We start from the raw sequence: 18,575 nt of genomic DNA, 5'->3' as shown, positions 1-18,575 counted from the left end.
ATGTCGACCGTTACCTGGATCACCGCGCGCGGGCTCTTCGGCCGGCGCCGGTTCCTGCTGCTGCTCCCGCTGCCCGCGTTGCTGCTGGTGCTCGCGATCGTCTCCCGCAGCGTGGGCGTCCACCCGAGCCAGTGGGGGACGCCGGTGCTGGTCGGGCTCGGGCTGGCCGTGGTGCTGCCGGTGGTCTCGCTGATCGTCGGCACCGGCGTGCTCGGTGCCGAGATCGACGACGGCACGGTGGTGCACATCCTCACCAAGCCGTTGCCGCGTTGGCAGATCGTGCTGCCGAAGCTGGCCGTGGCGACCGGGGTCAGCGCGGCCACCGTAGCCGTCCCGCTCTACGTCGCGGGCGTGCTCGCCGACTCGGTACGCCTCGGGCTGGCGCTCGCCGCCGCGTCGGCGGTGGGCGCGCTGGCGTACTCGGCGTTGTTCCTGGCGCTCAGCCTGGTGACCCGGCGGCCCGTGCTGCTCGGCCTGGTCTATGTGCTGATCTGGGAGGGCCTGCTCGGCCGGTTCGTGGACGGCAGCAAGGTGCTCTCCATCCAGCAGTGGGTGATCGCCTTCGCCGACCGGATGGCCCCCACCGAACTGCTCGGCACCACCGTCTCGGTCCCGGTCGCGGGGGTGCTGACCGCCCTCGTCGCGGTCGGCTTCACGGTGCTGGCGGTCGACCGCCTGCGCTCGTTCAGCGTCGCCGGCGAAACCAGCTGAGACGAGCGGAAGGGGCCCTGTCGACACCCGTCGGGGCCCCTTTCTGACCACCTCCTCAGTGGACAAATATTCACAACGGGGGCGATCCCGGGTCTGGTAGCTTGCGGCGGCAAATGTACGAGACACGGGGAGAATCAATGCGCTCAACTCGGCTCGCGCTCCTGGCTCCGGCCATGGTGGCGATGCTCGTCATGTCCGGCTGCAACGACGGCAAGAGCCCGGAGGCTTCCGGCGCGGCGCCCAGCACGGCAGTTGCGACGCCGTCAGCTGCACCGACGGCGACTGAGACCGCTGCTCCGGCCATGGACGCCGCCACCAGGTCCGCCTGCGCCTCGCTCAACAAGGATGTCGAGAGCACCCTGAAGGAGGTCGCCGACGCGGAGAAGATCGGGCCGCCGGCCGGTCACTCCGCGGTCAGCGCCCAGTACTCCGCCGGGGCCGCGGCGCTCTACCTGCACGCCCTGGAAGCCAACGAAGCGGTCAGCGCCGCGGTGGAGCAGGTCGCGACGGCGATGTCGGACCTCGCCGACACCTGGGCGAAGGCGCCGAAGAAGAAGCCGAGCCGCGAGCCCCTGACCGCCGCCGTGAAGCACCTCGACGCCGCCTGCTCGGCCACCTGACCGACCGGCCGAGTCCGGACCCGTCAGCCCGCCGAGAGGGAGGAACCACTCCTTCTCGGCGGGCTGCACGCTTGGTGGAGCCGTCAGAAGGCGCAGGCGATGACCAGCTCCGGGGTGCGATCCGGGAGCAGGTCGAGCTTGCTGATCCGGCCCGCCGCCCGGAGGTCGTCGGCGACCAGGGTGAGCCGGTCGAGCAGGGCCGCCGGGCCGAGCGCCTCGGCGAGCGGCACCTCCGCCTTCATCGACAGTTTCCGCTCCGACTTGGCCCGGCGCACCTGACCCAGCGCGTCGGCGGCCAGCCGCAGCAGCTCCGGGTCGCCGGAGCCCTGCACCGCCCGGCCCACCTCGTACGTGGTGGGCCAGGGCGCGCGGTGCACCGAGCCGTACCGCCACCAGGACCAGACCTCCTCGGTGACGAAGGGCAGCACCGGGGCGAAGAGCCGCAACTGCACCGAGAGCGCGGTGGCCAGGGCCGCACGGGCCGAGTCGGCACCCCGCCCGGAGCCGTAGGCGCGTTCCTTGACCAGCTCGATGTAGTCGTCGCAGAACCGCCAGAAGAACGCCTCCGTCGTCATCAGGGCGGCGGTGTGGTCGTACCCGTCGAACGCGGACGTCGCCGCCCCGACCACGCCGGAGAGCTCGGCGAGCATGGCGGTGTCCAGCGGCTCGGTCGCCGGGGCGCGCAACGCGTCGGCGGCGCCCAGCCCGAGCGCGAACTTCGAGGCGTTGAGCAGTTTGGTGGCGAGCCGCCGACCCACCTTGATCTGCGCCGGGTCGAACGCCAGGTCCATCCCGGGCTTGCCGCTGGCGGCCCAGTAGCGGACCGCGTCCGAGCCGTGCTGCACCAGCAGGTCCATCGGGGTGACCACGTTCCCCTTGGACTTGGACATCTTTTTCCGGTCGGGGTCGAGGATCCAGCCGGAGAGCACCGTGTCCCGCCAGGGCAGCACCCCGTGCTCCAGGTGGGACCGGACCACCGTGGCGAAGAGCCAGGTCCGGATGATCTCCTGCCCCTGCGGGCGCAGGTCCATCGGGAACACCAGGCGGAACAGCTCCGGGTCGGTCTCCCAGCCGCCGACGATCTGCGGGGTCAGCGACGAGGTGGCCCAGGTGTCCAGCACGTCCGGGTCGCCGACGAAGCCGCCCGGCAGCCCGCGCTGCGACTCCTGGTAGCCCGGCGGCGGCTCGGCGGACGGGTCGATCGGGAGCGCCGACTCGTCCGGCGTGAGAGGGTCGGTCCAGTCCGGCTCGCCAGCGTCGTCGAGCCGGTACCACACCGGCACGGGCACGCCGAAGAAGCGCTGCCGGCTGACCAGCCAGTCGCCACTCAGGCCGCCCACCCAGTGCTCGTAGCGGTGTCGCATGTGCTCCGGCACCCAGTGCAGCTCGCGGCCCCGGGCCAGCAGCTCCGCCCGCAGCCCGGCGTCCCGGCCGCCGTTGCGCAGATACCACTGCCGGGTCGAGACGATCTCCAGCGGGCGGTCGCCGCGTTCGTAGAACTTCACCGGATGGGTGATCGGTCGCGGCTCGCCGACCAGGTCGCCCGCGTCGGCCAGCAGCTCGACCACGGTCCGCCGGGCACCGTTCACGGTCTGCCCGGCCAGCGCGGCGTAGGGCTCCGCCGGCACGCCGGTGGGCGGCTCGGGCAGCAGCCGCCCGTCGCGGCCGATCACCACGCGGGTGTCGAGTTGCAGCTCCCGCCACCAGGTCACGTCGGCCAGGTCACCGAAGGTGCAGACCATCGCGATGCCGGTGCCCTTGGCCGGGTCCGCCAGCGGGTGCGCGCGCACCGGCACCTCGACCCCGAAGACGGGGGTACGCACCGAAGCGCCGACCAGGTCCGCGTACCGCTCGTCGTCCGGGTGGCAGACCAGCGCCACGCAGGCCGGCAGCAACTCCGGCCGGGTGGTGTCGATCAGCACCTCGCGCCCGCCCGGCCCGTGGAACCGCAGCCGGTGGTACGCGCCGGGCCGTTCCCGGTCCTCCAGCTCGGCCTGCGCCACCGCGGTGGCGAACCCGACGTCCCAGAGCGTCGGCGCCTCCGCCTGGTACGCCTCGCCCCGGGCCAGGTTGCGCAGAAACGCCCGCTGGCTGGTCGCCCGGGCCACCCGCCCGATCGTGGTGTACGTCAGCGACCAGTCCACCGAGAGCCCGAGCCGCCGCCACAGCGTCTCGAAGACCTGCTCGTCCTCCGCCGTCAGGCGCTCGCACAGCTCGATGAAGTTGAGCCGGGAGATCCGGACCGGGTCCTTCCGGGCCGCCTCGCTCACCGGCGTGGCCGGCGGCTGCCAGTCCGGGTCGTACGGCAGGGCCGGGTCAGGGCGCACCCCGTACACGTTCTGCACCCGACGCTCGGTGGGCAGGCCGTTGTCGTCCCAGCCCATCGGATAGAACACCGTCCGGCCGCGCATCCGCTGGAACCGGGCCACGGTGTCGGTGTGGGTGTACGAGAAGACGTGCCCCATGTGCAGCTCGCCGGATACGGTCGGCGGCGGGGTGTCGATCGCGTACACGTGCTCCCGCTGTTGGGTGCGGTCGAACGCGTACGTCCCGTCCTCCTGCCAGCGGCGCGCCCAGGTCTCCTCGATGCCGTCCAGGTTCGGACGCTCGGGGACACCGGCGCGGGCCGTCCTCGCCGTATCGGTCATCAGCCGATCGTAGGCATCGGGTCACGCACCGGCCACGCGTTATGCGATCACCTGCCGCGTGTCGACAGCCCGACCAGGCCGCCGGCCCGCCGTCAGATCAGCGAATCGCGCCACTGGCGGTGCAGGGCGGCATACCGGCCCCCGGCCTCGGCCAGCTCGGCCGGCGGGCCGTCCTCGACGATCCGCCCGCCGTCGAGCACCAGCACCCGGTCGGCGATCTCCACGGTGGAGAGCCGGTGCGCGATCACCAGCGCGGTGCGGTCCCGCAGGATGCTGCCGAGCGCCCGCTGCACCAGGCGCTCGGTCGGCACGTCCAGCGACGAGGTCGCCTCGTCCAGGATCAGCACCCGCGGGTCGGCGAGGCACGCCCGGGCGAACGCGACGAGCTGCCGCTGCCCGGCGGAGAGCCGGCCGCCGCGCCGGTGCACGTCGGTGGCGTACCCGTCGGGAAGCGCGGCGATGAACTCGTGCGCGCCGATGGCCCGGGCGGCGGCCTCCACGGCCGCGTCGTCGGCGTCCGGGCGGCCGAACCGGATGTTCTCCGCCACCGAGCCGCTGAACAGGTGGTTCTCCTGGGTGACCAGCACGACCGCCCGGCGCAGTTCGGCGTCGGCGAGGTCCCGCAGGTCGATCCCGTCCAGGCGGACCGTGCCACCGGCCGGGTCGTGGAACCGGGCGAGCAGTTTGGCGATGGTGGACTTGCCCGCCCCGGTCGGCCCGATCAGCGCCACGGTCTGCCCGGCCGGGACGGTCAGCTCCAGGTCCACCAGGATCGGCGCCTCCGGCCGATAGCCGAAGCGCACCGACCGGAAGGCGACCTGCCCCCGCCCCGGGCCGGCGGGCAGCGGCACCGGCCGCTCCGGCTCGGCCACCGCCGGCCGCTCGTCGAGCACCCCGGCCAGCTTCTCCAGCGCGGCGGTGGCCGACTGCAGCGAGTTGTAGAACTGGCTCAGCTCCTCCATCGGTTCGAAGAACCGGCGCAGGTAGAGCAGGAACGCGGCGAGCACCCCGACCTCGGTGAGGCCGCCCAGCACCCGCCAGCCCCCGTAGGCGAGCACCAGGGCGGCGGTCAGGTTGCCGATCAGCCGGATGCCCGGCGAGTAGACCGCGATCAGCCGGAAGGCGTCCAGACTGGCCTGCCGGTAGTCGTCGTTCACCGCGTCGAAGATGCGCTGGTTGCGCGGCTCCCGCCGGTACGCCTGCACCGCCCGGATGCCGCGCAGCGACTCGACGAAGTGGACGATGACCAGCGCGACCGCCTCCCGGGTGCGCCGGTAGGCCGCGGCGGAGGCGCGGGCGAACCACCGGGACAGCCAGAACAGGAACGGGAAGGCGAGCAGGGTGGCCGCGGCCAGCGGCGGATCCAGCCAGAGCAGGATGCCGGCCACCGACAGCACCGACAGCGCGGCGAGCACCAGCTTGTCGATGCCGCCGTCGACCAGTTCGGCGATCGAGTCCAGGTCGCTGGTCAGCCGGGACACCATCCGGCCCGAGGTGTAGCGCTGGTGGAAGCCGACATCGAGGCGGAGGAAGTGGCCGTACACCCGCCGGCGGAGGTCGAGCAGGACGGCCTGGCCGATCCGGGCGGCGAGGACGAGGAAGGCACGCCGGGCCGCGTACCCGGTGCCGGTGGCGACGACGAAGGCGGCGGCGACGGCGACCAGCGGGCCGGGGTCGCCGGCCCGCAGCGGCGCGATACCCCGGTCGATGCCGAGCATCACCAGGTACGGCCCGGCCATCGCGGCGGCGTTCTGGGCCAGCAGCAGCGCCACCGCGAGCGCGAGCCGGCTCCGGTGCGGGCGCAGCAGCTCGCCGAGCAGCACGCGACTGCGGGCCCGGAGCCGGGCGACCGCCTCCGGCGTGACGTCCTCGGCCCGGCTGCGGTCGGCGTCCGGGTCGCTGGCCCGCCCGCGCCACCGGACGAGGTCGAGCTCCTCGCCGGAGCCGTGCGGGCCGGTCTCGTCACCGCCGGCCCGGTCGGGACCGCCGTCGCCGCGCCTGGGCCGGCTCGGGTCGAGCCCGCCGTCGCGGAGCCGGGCCGAGCGTCCGGGCCGCGGTGGAGGCGGACCGGGCGCGTTCCGGTCGAGGCCGTCGTCGCGGGGGCGGCTCGGGTCGAGGCCGCCCTCGCGGGGAGGGCTCGGGTCGAGGCGGCCGGCGCGGCGCGGCCGGGGCACGCGGGGCGGGCCGTCCGGCCGGCTCACGAACGCATCAGGCCGACGCCGTCCGGCCACTGCCCGGCCGGGACGGAGTCGGGCCCGCCGCCCCGCTCCGGCTCCGCGGAGAGCACCGCCCGGTACGCCGGCATCCCGGCCAGCAGCTCGCGGTGGGTGCCGACGGCGACGATCCGGCCGCCGTCGAGCAGGGCCACCCGGTCGGCCAGCGCCACGGTCGACGGGCGGTGCACCACCAGCAGCGCGGTGGTGTCCCGCAGCACCCGCCGCAGCGCCGCCTCGACCAGCGCCTCGGTGTGCACGTCCAACGCGGAGAGCGGGTCGTCGAGCACGAGCAGGGCGGGCCGGCCGAGCACCGCCCGGGCCAGCGCCAGCCGTTGCCGCTGCCCGCCGGAGAGGGAGAGGCCCTGCTCGCCGACCCGGGTGGCCAGCCCCCACGGCAGGTCGTACGCGAACTCGGCCTGGGTCAGCGCGAGCGCCGCCCGTACCTCGTCCTCGCCGGCGTCCGGCCGGCCCAGGGTCAGGTTCTCCCAGACCGACATGGAGAACAGGGTCGGCTCCTCGAAGGCCACCCCGACCAGCCGGCGCAGCGAGCCGAGCCGCAGGTCCCGCAGGTCGTGCCCGTCCAGGGTGATCCGGCCGCCGGTCACCTCGTGCAGCCGGGGAACCAGCGAGAGCAGGGTGCTCTTGCCGCAGCCGGTGGCACCGACCAGGGCCAGCGTCTCACCCGGCTCGACGGTCAGCTCGACCTCGCGCAGCACCGGCGCGGCCGTCCCGGGGTAACGGAACGTGACCCGTTCGAAGCGCAGCCGGCCGCGTACGTCGGCGCGGTCCAGTGACCGGGCGTGCGGGGCGTCCACGATGGTCGGCGGGGTGTCCAGCACCTCCTGGATCCGGTCAGCGGCGGTCGCCGCCTCCTGCGCGTTGGCGATGATCCAGCCGAGCGACTGCACCGGCCAGATCAGCATGAGCTGGAGACTGACGAAGGCGACCAGCCCGCCGATGGTGAGCCCGCCCCGGGCGGCGGACGCCGCCCCCGCCACCAGCACCACCCCGAGGGTCAGGTTGGGGATCAGGTCGAACGACGCCGAGGTACGCGCCAGCAGCCGTGCCTTGCCGATGCCGGTGTCGTGCAGCCGGCGGGCGCCGTCGGTGAACCGGGCGGCCAGTTCCGGCCCCCGCCCGTACGCCCGCATGGTGCGCAGCCCCTGCGCGGTCTCCTCGACCAGCGTGGCCACGTCCCCCTGCTGGTCCTGCATCCGCCGGGACGCCGCATGGTAGTGGCGGGCGAACTGGCGGCTGATCAGGAACAGTGGCACCGCGCTGGCCGCCACCAGCAGCCCGAGCCACGGGTGCAGCCGGATCAGCAGCACCACCACGGCGGCGTAGGTGACCAGGTTGAGCACCAGGAAGAGCAGGCCGAAGGAGAGGAACCGGCGGATCACCGACAGGTCGCTGGTGATCCGGGAGAGGAGTTGGCCGGACTGCCAGCGGTCGTGGCAGCCGGCCGGGAGGCGCTGCAGGTGGGCGTAGAGGTCGGCGCGGATGGCCGCCTCCATGCCGACCGACGAGGAGGACTGGGTCCACCGGCGGATGAAGATCAGCACCGCCTCGGCCACGCCGAGCAGCAGCGCCAGGGCGCCGAGCCGGGCCAGCCCGGCCACGTCGTGCCGGGCCACCGGACCGTCCACCACCCGCTGCACCACCAGGGGTACGGCCAGGCTCGCCGCCGTGGCGGCCAGCGCGGCGATCAGCAGCCAGGCGAACTCGACCGCGTACGGGCGCAGGTAGGGGCGCAGCCGCCAGAGGTTGCGTAGCGGGTGGGGGCGGGCGTCGTGACGCGCCGGGATGTTGCCGTTACTGTGCGCGGGCACGATCCGACGGTAGCGGGAAACGCGAACGGCGTTTCTGTCAACTTGTTGTCACCCGCCCCTCGTGGCCGAGCAGCCACTTCTTCACATTCAGGCCCCAGCGGTAACCGCCGAGCGTGCCGTCGGTGCGCAGCACCCGGTGACACGGGACGAAGAGGGCGGCGGCGTTGCGGGCGCAGGCCGCCGCGGCGGCGCGTACCGCGGCCGGTCGCCCGGCCAGCTCGGCGTATCCGGTGTACGTCACCGGCTCGCCCGGCTTCACGTCGCGCAGCACCTGCCAGGCGTGCGCCATGAAGACGCCCCCGGTGTGCTGCTCGACCGGAACCGGGTCGATCGCCGTCAGGTCACCGTCCAGGTAGGCGCGCACGGCGGCGGTCACCGGGCCGAGGTCGGCCCGGTCCCGCAGTTCACCGCGCAGACTCGGGTGCATCAGCGGAACCAGGCCGGCCGGCTCGGCGGTGAAGCCGGCGGCGCGTACCGCCCCGTCGGGTCCGGCGAGCACACTCAGCGGGCCGGCGGGAGTGTCGATGATCGTGCTGTCCAGGATGGTCATGCCGCTCTCCAGAGTCGGATCACCGCGTACGACCGCCAGGGGCGCCAGCGGTCCGCGTACGCGTCAAGGGTCTTCGGGTCGTCGGGCCCGCCGAGCGCGGCGGCGCCCCGGCGTACGCCCAGGTCGGTGGGGAGGAAGACGTCGGGGTCGCCGAGGGCCCGGATGGCCACGTAGCCGGCGGTCCACGGCCCGATCCCGGGCAGCGCGGTCAGCCGTCGTACCGCCTCCTCCCGATCTCCACCCGGATCGAGATCGAGCGACCCGTCCGCGATGGCCCGCGCCACCGCCCGGATCGTCTCCCGCCGCGCCCCCGGCATCCGGAACCCGTCGTCCCCAACCCCCAACACCTCCTCCGCCGTCGGAAACGCCCCCAGCCCCTGCGCCGGTTGACCATGAAGTTGTTGTCGCGACACGCCGGGCGGGTCGGCGACGACCTCATGATCAACGGGGTGGGTGGGGGTGGGCCGGGTGACCGCCGACAGGAGGTGGGTGAGAGTGGTGCGGGCGGAGCGGAGGGAGATCTGCTGGGTGGTGATGGCGCGGACGGCCATTTCGAAGCCGTCCACGGCGTGGGGGAGGCGGATGCCTGGTTCCGCTGCGACCGCCGGGGCGAGAGCGGGGTCCCGGGCCAGGGTGGTGTCGGTGGCGACCGGGTCGGCGTCCAGATCGAGCAGGCGCCGGCAGCGGGCCACCGCGGGCGCAAGATCGCGCATGTCGGCCAAGCGCAGCGTCGCGACCACGTACCCGTCGGCCGGCGTCAGGGCGGCCGTGCCGGCGCCGTGCGGCAGGCGCAACCCCCGGCGGTACGTTTCGTCGCGTACCTCCTCCACGCCGGGCAGGGCCCGCAGGGCGAGGAAGTCCAGCAGTGCCGCCGCGTGCAACGGCGGCCGGTACGCCAGCCGCAACGTGATCGTGCCCGCCCCGCCGGCTGCGGGCTGCCGCCCCCGAGCGATCCGCAGGTCGGACGGCGTTGCCCCGTACACCTCGCGGACCGTGTCGTTGAACTGCCGGACGCTGCCGAAGCCGGCGGCGAACGCGACCTCGGCCAGGCCGAGTCCGGTGGTCTCGATGAGGGTCCGGGCGGTCTGGGCGCGCTGGGCCCGGGCCAGCGCGAGCGGCCCGGCACCCAGTTCGGCGCGGAGCATCCGGTGCAGGTGCCGTTCGGTGTAGCCGAGCCGGGCCGCCAACCCCGGCACGCCGTCCCGGTCCACGACCCCGTCCGCGATCAGCCGCATCGCCCGCCCGACCACGTCCGCCCGGACATCCCACTGGGGTGAGCCCGGCGCGGCGTCGGGGCGGCAGCGGCGGCAGGCCCGCAGACCGGCACCCTGCGCGGCGGCGGCGGACGGGAAGAAGCGGACGTTCTGCCGCTTCGGTGTCATCGCCGGGCAGGACGGCCGGCAGTAGATCCCGGTCGACGTCACGCCGGTGTAGAACCAGCCGTCGAAGCGCTGGTCTCGGCTGTCGACGGCCCGGTAGCACCGCTCGAAGTCCAACTCCATGCCACCGATCCTGCCTCGCTGGTCCAGCCCTCGGCTGGCGGAATTCAGACCTGACCGTACGCCCGCCCCCACCCCCTCCCCACCCCTCGTCCCCTCGCCCACCTCCCCACCCCCCCAAGATCGGCACTGATTCACGGAAAGAGTGCTTATGGCGGGTCCGGAGGGGCCTCTTTCCGTGAAAGAGCCCCCGGTGTGGGTGGGGGGAGGGGAGGTGTTGATGTTCGAGGTCGGGGCCGGTATCCCTTGGGCGGCAACGAATCCCGGCGCGGAAAGTGTCGGTAGTGGCCGGTACCGTCCGGCCACTGAACACAGGAGAAGGTGCGGGGGAATGGCGAGCGTGGCCGGGCGAAGAGGTGCCCGCTGATGCGGTCGGGGCGGGTGCGGCTGGACCGCGCGGTGGTGCAGGGCTTCTACGACCGGATGCGGGTGGTGGCGCCGGCCGCGTACGGCGCGATCGAGCGGGACCGGGCCGACGACCCGGGGCGGGCCTTCCCGGAGACCGCCTGCGGCCGGCTCGCCGGCTCGCTCGACGCGGCCGGGTTGCGGGCGCTCGGCATGTGGGCGCACCACTGGTGCATGCGCTTCTACGACGATGACACCCGGGTCGGCCTGCGGCTGGTCCGGCAGATCGCCGGCCGGGGCGGGTTGGGCTGGACGGCCGACGAGGTGCGCTGGCTGCTCGACCAGTCGTACGCGGCCGGCCCCGCCGCCGCGCACCGGTTCACCCTGCCGCTCGCGGCGGCGGCGGAGCTGCCACCCGGCGCGTTGCCCGAGTGGCGCGACGAGGCGCCGGAGTGGCCACGACTGCTGGCCGGCTGACCGGCGCGCCGTCGTCCGTTCCGACCGTGCCGGCGAGCCGGCCATCACGGCGGGCCTGAGCCGCTTCGCGAAGGCGTCCCGGGACGCGGCACTTCGCAGCCGGCCGGTGGGATCGACCGCCGCCCCGGCCGTGCCGAGTGTCGCGGCTCCGTCGGCCCGCCGGCCTCGGTCGCCGTGCCGGCAGTTGGCCGGACACCATCGCGGTGACCGCCACGGCGAAGCCGAGGAGCTGGATCGGGCTGAGAGCCTGCCCCAGCACCAGCCAGCCGAGCGCGGCGGCGGTCAACGGGCTGAGCGCGCCGAGCACCGACACCTGGGTGACCGGTAGCCGTGCCGCGCCACGGAACCACAGCGCGTACGCCAGTGCGGTGCCGACGAGACCGAGCCAGGCGTACCCGAGCAGGGCCGGCCGGTCCGGCACGGGCGGCGTGCCCTCGACGACGACGGCGACCGGCACGATCATCAGGCCGCCGGCGATCAGCTGCCAGCTCGTCGCGGCGAGCGTGCCGATGCCGGCCGGCCGCCCCCAGCGGCGGGTGAGCACCAGCCCGGCCGCCATCGCGGTGGTGCCGGCCAGCCCGGCGGCGACGCCCAGTAGGTCGAGGCCGGCGCCGGGCCGCAACACCACCAGGGCGACGCCCAGCGGGGCGGCGAGCGCGGCGACCAGCGCCGGCCGGCCGGGCCGTGCGCCGAGGACGGCCACAGTGAGCGCGGCGACCAGCAGCGGCTGGGCCGCGCCGAGCACGGCCGCGGTGCCGCCGGGCAGCCGGTACGCGGCCACGAAGAGCAGCGGGAAGAACGCCCCGATGTTGAGTGCGCCGAGGACGGCGGACCGCCACCACCAGTCGCCGCGTGGTCGGTCCCGGGTGAGGGCGAGCAGCAGTAGCCCGGCCGGCAGGGCCCGGATCGCGCCGGACCAGAGCGGCCGGTCGGCCGGGAGCAGTTCGGCGGTGACCAGGTACGTGGTGCCCCAGGTGGTCGGGGCTGCTGCGGTGAGCGCGACGTCGGCCCAGCGGCGGTCCATGGCGACCCTCTTCCCTCGCTGCTAAGTAGCTTAGTGCTAAGCTAATTGGTGTCGAGTTAAATGGGAAGTGCGAGGTGCGGCACAATCCCTGCGTGGCAGCGGACGACGTCGACGTGATCGTCGAGCAGTGGCGCCGGGAGCGGGCCGAGATGCGGCTCGAGCCGATGGCCGTCTTCGGTCGCATCTACCGGCTGGCCCGCCTGGTCGGCGACCGCCAGGAGCGGGCGTACGCCGGCTGGGGGATCAGCCGGGGTGAGTTCGACGTGCTTGCCGCGCTGCGCCGCGCCGGCGAGCCGTACACCCTGCCGCCGAAGGCGCTCGCCGCGGCGCTCATGCTCACCTCCGGCGGGATGACCGGCCGGCTCGACCGGCTGGAACGGGCCGGGCTGGTCCGGCGCGCACCCGATCCCGCCGACCGGCGAGCGCTGCGGGTGAGCCTCACGAACGAGGGCCGGCGGGTGGTCGAGGAGTCGGTCGAGGCGGGGCTGGCCGTGCAGCGCCAGGTCCTCGACGCGCTGCCCCCGGACGACCAGCAACGCCTGGCCGACCTGCTGCGTACGCTGCTCGCCGCCGCCGAGGCGGACGAACCCGCCGTCGGCGGATGATCCCAGCGCACCCGCCGGAAGGACGACCATGCCCGCCAGTGAACCGACCATCCTCGCCACCAGCACCGGCTTCGCCAGCCGGCGCCGCGGCCCGTACGATGCGCAGCCCGGGCCGGTCTTCGACCTGATGGCCGAGCTGGCGGAGGCCGGCGACGCCCCGAAGATCTGCTACCTGAACCAGGCCGTCGGTGACCAGCCCACCGCCTACACCGTGTTCTACGGCGCGTTCGCCGGCACCCGGTTCCGCCCCTCCCATCTGGCCCTGTTCCCGATGCCCAACGTCGAGGACATCCGGACCCACCTGCTCGCCCAGGACGTCATCTGGGTCGGCGGCGGCAGCGTCGCCAACCTCTGCGCGGTCTGGCGGGTGCACGGCCTCCAGGACGTCCTGCACGAGTGCTGGCAGGCCGGCGTGGTGCTGGGTGGGGTCTCAGCCGGCTCGATCTGCTGGCACCTGGGCGGCGCCACCGACAGCTACGGACCCACCCTGCGGCCGTTCACCGAAGGGCTCGGCTGGCTCCCGTACGGCAACGGCGTGCACTACGACGGCGAGGAGCAGCGCCGGCCGCTGATGCACAAACTGGTGGGCGACGGCACGCTGCCGACCAGCTACTGCACCGACGACGGAGTGGGGCTCGTCTACCGGGGCACCCGGCTCGCCGAGGTGGTGGCCGACCGGGAGGGCGTCGCCGCGTACGAGGTGACCCGGGAAGCGGACGGCGGCGTGCGGGAGACCCGGATCGAACCGCGGCTGCTGACCGTTCAGTCCCGCTGAGCGCGGCGGCGTACGGCGTCGAAGACCTGGGCCAGCTCGGCCGCGTCCTCCCCGGCATGGTGGGTGTGCGGCACGTCCGTCAGGCCGAGCTGGTCCTTGATGGTGCCCTTGCGGGTGTCCCGCCACTCCACCCCGGTCAGCCCCATCCAGTAGCTGCGCAGGTCGACGCCGGAGCCGGTGGCGCCGAACGGGCTGTGCCCGACGAACCGGACGAAGTACCAGTGCACGAACATGCCGTCCCAGACCGCCGGGGCGGCCAGGAACACCGGACGGCCGATCCGGCGCAGCCCGTTCACCCACGCCGCCGCGGCCCGCATCGCCTCCTCGGCGGTGGGGGCCGCGCGGAGCAGTCGGTCCCGGTCCAAACCGGAGACGGCCAGCGCGGCCGGTAGGAAGTCGTCCGAGATCGGGCGTAGCTCGGTGTAGAAGGACAGCTCGGGGCGGCCGGCCACGGCCATGCCCAGCGAGATCATGCTGTACGGCCCAGGGATCGGCCCGTCCGCCTCGACGTCGACGGCGACGTACAGCTCGGGCAGTCGCTCGGTCACCGGCGCAGGCTAACAACGTTTCCGAGGTGACCGCCGTCCCTTTTCGGTGCCGGCTGCGGGCCTGCCTGTCCGGGGCCCGCGGTGAACCGCGTAAGCTGGCTCGTCGTGAGTCTCACCATCGGCATCGTGGGCCTGCCCAACGTCGGCAAGAGCACCCTGTTCAACGCGCTGACCAAGAACGACGTGCTCGCCGCGAACTATCCGTTCGCCACCATCGAGCCGAACGTCGGAGTGGTCGGGCTCCCCGACGAGCGGCTGGACAAGCTCGCCGAGATCTTCTCCTCGCAGAAGGTGCTGCCGGCACCGGTCTCGTTCGTCGACATCGCCGGCCTGGTGCGGGGTGCTTCCAAGGGGCAGGGCCGGGGCAACGCGTTCCTGGCGAACATCCGCGACGCCACGGCGATCTGCCAGGTGGTCCGCGCCTTCTCCGACCCGAACGTGGTGCACGTCGACGGCAAGGTCTCCCCGGCCGACGACATCGAGACGATCAACACCGAGCTGATCCTGGCCGACCTCCAGACCCTGGAGAAGGCGCTGCCCCGGCTGGAGAAGGAGGCCAAGCTCCGCAAGGACCGGGCCGCCGCCGTCGAGGCCGCCAAGAAGGCCGTCGACGTCCTGGACAGCGGCACCACCCTGTACGCGGGCGCCGCCGCCGCCAAGATCGAGCTGGAGCACCTGCGCGAGCTGCACCTGCTCACCACCAAGCCCTTCCTCTACGTCTTCAACGTCGACGAGGCCGAACTGGGCAACGCTGACTTCCTCGACGAGCTGCGTGCCCTGGTCGCCCCCGCCGAGGCGGTCTTCATGGACGCCAAGATCGAGTCCGAGCTGGTGGACCTGCCCGAGGAGGAGGCCCGCGAGCTGCTCGAGTCGATCGGGCAGCCCGAGCCGGGGCTGGACCAGCTCGTCCGGGTCGGCTTCCGTACCCTCGGGCTCCAGACGTACCTGACGGCCGGCCCCAAGGAGGCGCGGGCCTGGACCGTCCCGGTCGGCGCGACCGCGCCGGAGGCCGCGGGGGTCATCCACAGCGACTTCCAGCGCGGCTTCATCAAGGCCGAGGTGGTCTCCTTCGCCGACCTGGTCGAGGCCGGATCGATGGCGGCGGCGAAGGCCGCCGGCAAGGTCCGGATCGAGGGCAAGGAGTACGTCATGCAGGACGGCGACGTCGTGGAGTTCCGCTTCAACGTCTGAATCCGGCCTGTTTCGGCAGGTCAGGAGGGTGTGCCCTCGCTCTGGGCGGCGGGCAAGGCGTCAGCGGTGGACGATCTCAGTAGGATCCTCACATGTCCCGGCCAGTGATCTTTGACCTCTTCCATACCCTGGTCGAGGGCGCCGATGACGAGCGTGACCGGGTGGTCGGGGAGATGGCGCTCATGGTCGGGGTGGCTCCGGCCGCGCTGGTCGCCGTGTACCACGCCACCTGGCGGGACCGGCTGGTCCGGTGGGATGTGGAGGAGACCGTTCGCATCCTCGCCGGACGCCTCGGCGGCACGCCAACCAACGAAGAGGTGACACGGGCCGCCGGACATCGGCGAGCCCTCGCCCGCCGGGTGCTGGACAGTGTCTCGACCGCCACCCTGGAGGTGCTCGACGCGCTGCGCGACGACGGGCATCCGCTGGCCCTCATCAGCAACGCCACCTCGGAGACCGCCGAGGCATGGCCGCAGAGCGCGCTCGCCCACCGCTTCGACGTCGCGATCTTTTCGTGCGACGTCGGGCTGGCCAAGCCCGACCCGGAGATCTACCACACGGCAGCTGAGCGACTGGGCGTCGTGCCGGCAGCGTGTGCCTACGTAGGCGACGGCGCGGACGGCGAACTGGCCGGCGCGGCAGCGGTCGGCATGACCGTGCTTCGGACCACGGAGCACAACGACAGCGACCCGAGCTGGGGCGGACCTGCGATCGCTACCCTTGGCGATCTGCCCGCCCTGCTGCGTGAGTCGGCCGGTCGCCAGGTTCCGCTTTGACGTCTGACGATCGGGGATCCCGCTCGCGGTCGGCGAGCTCGCTGCTGCATGATCCAGACAGGCGGCGGTTCCGTTACGACACGCATGACTTCCCAGCCCAGCGGTCGCCGTCCGAGAGATAAACAGATACCGGTTGCCCGCTCGCCGCGCCTGCGGAACCCTCCTCCACATGATCGATACGCGGGTGCTCGGCGAGGGCGATTGGAAGATGTGGCGGGAGCTGCGGCTCACTGCGCTGGCGGAGGCCGGGTACGCCTTCGGTTCCCAACTGGCGGACTGGCAGGGCGACGGCGACCGCGAGGAGCGCTGGCGCGGACGACTGGCCGTCCCCGGCTCGTACAACATTGTGGCCGTGCTCGACGGGGAACCCGTCGGGATGGCCAGCGGGGTGCCGACCGACCACGACGAGGTCGTCGAGCTGATCTCGATGTACGTGGCGCCCGCTGGACGGGGTCAAGGCGTGGGCGACCACCTCGTGCGGGCGGTCGAGCAGTGGGCCCGGCTGCTGGGCGCACAGACGCTGCGGCTGGCCGTGGTAGAGGGCAACAAGAACGCCTGGGCCCTCTACCAGCGGAACGGCTTCCGTGACATGGGTGAACTCGGCGACCTCATGCCCGACGGCGTACGCCGCGAGCACATCTTGACCAAGAGCCTCGCGGGTTAGCGTCGAGCCCTCGGCCGAGGGCCTGCCGGCGGGCACCGTGCCGCTGGTCCAGTTCGGGATGCCGCTCGTGTGGTCCCTGTAGTTCGCGTGGTGGCGATTCCAAAGGTGTTGCAGGAGTCATTGCACGAACCGCTGTTCTGGGCGCGGTACACCTTCGCCCACGAGGAGTGGCCCGGGGCGGATCGGCTCGGTGACGATGTGTGTGCTGGCCACGTTGCTGTCGGCCGAGCGATCTCTACTGCGGTGACCTGGGCGGCGTCCTCCCGGGGAATGGCTGGTTCTCGATCCGCCACTGCTGCGCTGCTGTGCGGAGGTCAGCCGTGCTGACGTCAAAGGGGACAAAGAATGCGTGGTAGTCGGGCCAGTCGTGATGCGGATTCCACGGTGGCATGCTCTCGTGGGAGAAGTGGACGCGTACCCGGGCTCGGGCGGGGGTGGCCTCTTCGAGGCTGAAGGCCAGATTGGGCTCGATGAAGTAGAGCTTGGCCTGGCTGGTTGTCAGAGCCACCTCGCCCGCACCGACGTCAGCCAGCCAAACAGCGAGGCTTTCGGCCTCATCGGTGGTCAAGCAGGGATCGGTGAAGCTCCACTCGCGGCCGTCGGCGATGCGGACACGGCCGCTGATGACGAGCCACTCATCGTAATCGTCCTCCTCGCCTTCTTGAGCGGGTGGCGCTGCGTCGAACTCGTATCCTTCGGGCCGAAGTTCGAGATATCCGCCGTCGCGGGAGATCAGCTCCACGGGAGCAGAGTCTCACGAAGACTCGCCGGGGGTGCGGCGGGCTCGCCGCTCCAGGCGTAGCGCGGACCGGTGGCTTCTGACTGCGCTGCCCGTCCACGCCGCGCCGACGACAAAGAGCAGCGCAGAGGCGATGGCCAAGCCCCATGCGGCGTACGCGATGCCGAGGCCGGTCCCGGTGAGCCCTATCAACCCGACGATCACGCTCGCCCAGACCGACCAGCCAAGGCCCCGGCGCGAATTCTCGAACAGCGTGCTGCCGCCTGGAATGCCCCAGCTCGTGATGGGACCCGCATCGTCGTGGGGACGCTTCGACATCCCGGCAGCGTGACACCGCAAGGCACCTGGGTTCGTTAACGTCCATCGACGACTGGCCGTCATTCCGATGCCGGTTCGCTGCGGATCCCGTCGCTCGTACCGTTTTCCGGGGAACACGGGGCAGGCGTCGCCGCAGCCCATGGTGACGATGACGTCGCTCGCCTCGGCGGCGTCCCAGGTGGGTCGGGCCGGGGCCGTGGCGGCGGAGCTCGATCTCGTCGGCCACCAGCCGCGGGCCGTGCAGCCGCCGGTTGACCCGCTGAGCGTCGTCAGCCGGCGCGGAGGGCGTCGTCGACGCCGGTCTCGTGGCGGCCGAGGTGGACCGGGTCGTGGCCGGAGATCACGTCCACCGCCGCCTTCACCGAGGCGCCGTACTCGCGGGTCGAGCCGATCCGCCACTTGGCGTACCGCTGGACGGTGTCGTCGCCCACGCCGTTGGCGTCGATGCCGAAGTGCCGGCACAGCGCCACGGCGCGGGGCAGATGGAAGGACTGGGTCACCACCGTCAGGCGTTCCACCCCGAAGATCCGTTTGGCCCGCGCGCACGAGTCGTAGGTGTCGAAACCGGCGTAGTCCGGCACCACCTTGTTGCTCGGCACGCCCCGGTCGACCAGCCAGCGCCGCATCGCCCCGGGCTCGTTGTAGTCGGCGTGCATGTTGTCGCCGGACACCAGGATCGCGCGGACCTTGCCGGCGGTGAAGAGCCGCTGGGCGAGCTCCAGCCGGGCGGTGAGGAACGGCGACGGGGTGCCGTCCGCCTCCACCTTGGTGCCCAGGACCAGGGCGACGGGCGCCTCGGGCACCTCGGCCTCGGTGAAGATGTGGCCCTCGGCGCCGCTGCGGAGCCACGCCACGCTGGCCACGCTGCCGCCGGTGGCCAGCACCGCGCCGGCGGCGACCGCGACCAGTGCCCAGCGGACCCGGCGAATGTTCCACCACCGTTTGGCGACCCCGAACCACCCCCGCATGCGGACGAGTATCCCAGGCGGTGCGTCCGCCGGCCGCCCCGTCGCCCGGCGGATGTCGGAGCCCGGGCTTAG

At 73.0% G+C, this 18,575-nt stretch carries 18 protein-coding genes and 1 pseudogene; 8 read left to right on the top strand and 11 right to left on the bottom strand.

The features are described 5' to 3' along the window. Both ACIRG9_RS16730 and ACIRG9_RS16725 read left to right on the top strand, forming a co-directional pair. The gene (locus ACIRG9_RS16730) at positions 1-711 is read left to right on the top strand and encodes an ABC transporter permease (protein ID WP_402856197.1); all 711 of its coding nucleotides are present in this window, start codon (positions 1-3) and stop codon (positions 709-711) included. Positions 712-848: 137 nt separating this feature from the next. Beyond that, positions 849-1,331, top strand: a complete 483-nt coding sequence (locus tag ACIRG9_RS16725) for a hypothetical protein (protein ID WP_402856194.1) — start codon at positions 849-851, stop codon at positions 1,329-1,331. A gap of 83 nt (positions 1,332-1,414) precedes the next feature. Here ACIRG9_RS16725 and valS read toward each other — a convergent pair whose 3' ends face one another. From valS to ACIRG9_RS16700, 5 genes are all read right to left on the bottom strand, one after another. Further along, positions 1,415-3,979 (bottom strand): valine--tRNA ligase, encoded by a 2,565-nt coding sequence (gene valS, locus ACIRG9_RS16720; protein ID WP_402856191.1) that lies wholly within the window; start codon positions 3,977-3,979, stop codon positions 1,415-1,417. Positions 3,980-4,071: 92 nt separating this feature from the next. Next, positions 4,072-6,180: an ABC transporter ATP-binding protein gene (locus ACIRG9_RS16715; RefSeq protein ID WP_402856188.1), complete on the bottom strand. Its 2,109-nt coding sequence runs from the start codon at positions 6,178-6,180 to the stop codon at positions 4,072-4,074. Then, positions 6,177-8,024, bottom strand: a complete 1,848-nt coding sequence (locus tag ACIRG9_RS16710; protein ID WP_402856185.1) for an ABC transporter ATP-binding protein — start codon at positions 8,022-8,024, stop codon at positions 6,177-6,179. The genes ACIRG9_RS16715 and ACIRG9_RS16710 overlap by 4 nt, the downstream gene beginning before the upstream one ends. 37 nt (positions 8,025-8,061) lie before the next feature. Next, complete coding sequence (locus ACIRG9_RS16705) at positions 8,062-8,574, bottom strand: methylated-DNA--[protein]-cysteine S-methyltransferase (RefSeq protein ID WP_402856182.1); 513 nt, start codon at positions 8,572-8,574, stop codon at positions 8,062-8,064. Next, on the bottom strand, positions 8,571-10,076 hold the full coding sequence (locus ACIRG9_RS16700; RefSeq protein WP_402856179.1) for a DNA-3-methyladenine glycosylase 2 family protein: 1,506 nt from the start codon (positions 10,074-10,076) through the stop codon (positions 8,571-8,573). The genes ACIRG9_RS16705 and ACIRG9_RS16700 overlap by 4 nt, the downstream gene beginning before the upstream one ends. Positions 10,077-10,439: 363 nt before the next feature. Here ACIRG9_RS16700 and ACIRG9_RS16695 point away from each other — a divergent pair, with 363 nt between their 5' ends. After that, entirely contained in the window at positions 10,440-10,895 is a 456-nt protein-coding gene (locus ACIRG9_RS16695; RefSeq protein WP_402856176.1) for a hypothetical protein, read from the top strand. On the opposite strand, the gene ACIRG9_RS16690 is transcribed toward ACIRG9_RS16695, so the two are convergent. Next, positions 10,798-11,919 (bottom strand): EamA family transporter, encoded by a 1,122-nt coding sequence (locus ACIRG9_RS16690; protein WP_402856173.1) that lies wholly within the window; start codon positions 11,917-11,919, stop codon positions 10,798-10,800. The genes ACIRG9_RS16695 and ACIRG9_RS16690 overlap by 98 nt on opposite strands. Before the next feature lie 92 nt (positions 11,920-12,011). On the opposite strand from ACIRG9_RS16690, the gene ACIRG9_RS16685 reads away from it, so the two are divergent. Both ACIRG9_RS16685 and ACIRG9_RS16680 read left to right on the top strand, forming a co-directional pair. Then, complete coding sequence (locus tag ACIRG9_RS16685; RefSeq protein WP_402856170.1) at positions 12,012-12,524, top strand: MarR family winged helix-turn-helix transcriptional regulator; 513 nt, start codon at positions 12,012-12,014, stop codon at positions 12,522-12,524. A 28-nt stretch (positions 12,525-12,552) separates the two neighbouring features. Then, positions 12,553-13,299 carry a Type 1 glutamine amidotransferase-like domain-containing protein gene (locus tag ACIRG9_RS16680; RefSeq protein ID WP_402856167.1) on the top strand — a complete coding sequence of 249 codons (747 nt, stop codon included), beginning with the start codon at positions 12,553-12,555 and terminating at the stop codon, positions 13,297-13,299. Here the strand turns inward: ACIRG9_RS16680 and ACIRG9_RS16675 are convergent. Beyond that, positions 13,287-13,847: an exonuclease gene (locus ACIRG9_RS16675; RefSeq protein WP_402856164.1), complete on the bottom strand. Its 561-nt coding sequence runs from the start codon at positions 13,845-13,847 to the stop codon at positions 13,287-13,289. The two genes, ACIRG9_RS16680 and ACIRG9_RS16675, sit on opposite strands and share 13 nt — an antisense overlap. Before the next feature lie 105 nt (positions 13,848-13,952). Here ACIRG9_RS16675 and ychF point away from each other — a divergent pair, with 105 nt between their 5' ends. The 3 genes from ychF to ACIRG9_RS16660 all read left to right on the top strand — a co-directional run bounded on the left by ychF (position 13,953) and on the right by ACIRG9_RS16660 (position 16,478). Then, entirely contained in the window at positions 13,953-15,038 is a 1,086-nt protein-coding gene (gene ychF / locus ACIRG9_RS16670) for a redox-regulated ATPase YchF (protein ID WP_402856161.1), read from the top strand. Between the two features lie 92 nt (positions 15,039-15,130). Next, positions 15,131-15,814, top strand: coding sequence for an HAD family hydrolase (locus tag ACIRG9_RS16665; RefSeq protein WP_402856158.1), 684 nt, complete (start codon positions 15,131-15,133; stop codon positions 15,812-15,814). A gap of 169 nt (positions 15,815-15,983) precedes the next feature. Further along, the gene (locus ACIRG9_RS16660; protein WP_402856155.1) at positions 15,984-16,478 is read left to right on the top strand and encodes a GNAT family N-acetyltransferase; all 495 of its coding nucleotides are present in this window, start codon (positions 15,984-15,986) and stop codon (positions 16,476-16,478) included. 235 nt (positions 16,479-16,713) lie between these two features. Here ACIRG9_RS16660 and ACIRG9_RS16655 read toward each other — a convergent pair whose 3' ends face one another. The 4 genes and pseudogenes from ACIRG9_RS16655 to ACIRG9_RS16640 all read right to left on the bottom strand — a co-directional run bounded on the left by ACIRG9_RS16655 (position 16,714) and on the right by ACIRG9_RS16640 (position 18,503). After that, a complete protein-coding gene (locus ACIRG9_RS16655; RefSeq protein WP_402856152.1) occupies positions 16,714-17,220 on the bottom strand; it encodes a hypothetical protein in 507 nt (168 codons plus the stop codon). 12 nt (positions 17,221-17,232) lie between these two features. Further along, a complete protein-coding gene (locus ACIRG9_RS16650) occupies positions 17,233-17,535 on the bottom strand; it encodes a hypothetical protein (protein ID WP_402857140.1) in 303 nt (100 codons plus the stop codon). A 93-nt stretch (positions 17,536-17,628) separates the two neighbouring features. Then, a pseudogene (locus tag ACIRG9_RS16645) lies at positions 17,629-17,706 on the bottom strand (heat-shock protein HtpX); the annotation flags it as partial. A 98-nt stretch (positions 17,707-17,804) separates the two neighbouring features. After that, positions 17,805-18,503 carry a vancomycin high temperature exclusion protein gene (locus ACIRG9_RS16640; RefSeq protein ID WP_402856149.1) on the bottom strand — a complete coding sequence of 233 codons (699 nt, stop codon included), beginning with the start codon at positions 18,501-18,503 and terminating at the stop codon, positions 17,805-17,807. Positions 18,504-18,575 lie beyond the last annotated feature (72 nt).

This window comes from Micromonospora sp. NPDC093277 (genome assembly GCF_044765245.1).
Classification (GTDB): Bacteria; Actinomycetota; Actinomycetes; order Mycobacteriales; family Micromonosporaceae; genus Micromonospora.
The sequence above is the reverse complement of the archived record's forward strand: the minus strand, read 5'-3'. Positions and strand labels throughout refer to the sequence as shown.

Excerpts from the sequence above, each read along its gene's own strand:
- ACIRG9_RS16705 (WP_402856182.1), bottom strand. The coding sequence starts at position 8,574 with ATGACCATCCTGGACAGCACGATCATCGACACTCCCGCCGGCCCGCTG.
- ACIRG9_RS16650 (WP_402857140.1), bottom strand. The coding sequence starts at position 17,535 with ATGTCGAAGCGTCCCCACGACGATGCGGGTCCCATCACGAGCTGGGGC.
- ACIRG9_RS16695 (WP_402856176.1), top strand. The coding sequence starts at position 10,440 with ATGCGGTCGGGGCGGGTGCGGCTGGACCGCGCGGTGGTGCAGGGCTTC.
- ACIRG9_RS16665 (WP_402856158.1), top strand. The coding sequence starts at position 15,131 with ATGTCCCGGCCAGTGATCTTTGACCTCTTCCATACCCTGGTCGAGGGC.
- ACIRG9_RS16690 (WP_402856173.1), bottom strand. The coding sequence starts at position 11,919 with ATGGACCGCCGCTGGGCCGACGTCGCGCTCACCGCAGCAGCCCCGACC.
- ACIRG9_RS16660 (WP_402856155.1), top strand. The coding sequence starts at position 15,984 with ATGATCGATACGCGGGTGCTCGGCGAGGGCGATTGGAAGATGTGGCGG.
- ACIRG9_RS16700 (WP_402856179.1), bottom strand. The coding sequence starts at position 10,076 with ATGGAGTTGGACTTCGAGCGGTGCTACCGGGCCGTCGACAGCCGAGAC.
- valS (WP_402856191.1), bottom strand. The coding sequence starts at position 3,979 with ATGACCGATACGGCGAGGACGGCCCGCGCCGGTGTCCCCGAGCGTCCG.
- ACIRG9_RS16680 (WP_402856167.1), top strand. The coding sequence starts at position 12,553 with ATGCCCGCCAGTGAACCGACCATCCTCGCCACCAGCACCGGCTTCGCC.
- ACIRG9_RS16730 (WP_402856197.1), top strand. The coding sequence starts at position 1 with ATGTCGACCGTTACCTGGATCACCGCGCGCGGGCTCTTCGGCCGGCGC.
- ACIRG9_RS16640 (WP_402856149.1), bottom strand. The coding sequence starts at position 18,503 with ATGCGGGGGTGGTTCGGGGTCGCCAAACGGTGGTGGAACATTCGCCGG.
- ACIRG9_RS16725 (WP_402856194.1), top strand. The coding sequence starts at position 849 with ATGCGCTCAACTCGGCTCGCGCTCCTGGCTCCGGCCATGGTGGCGATG.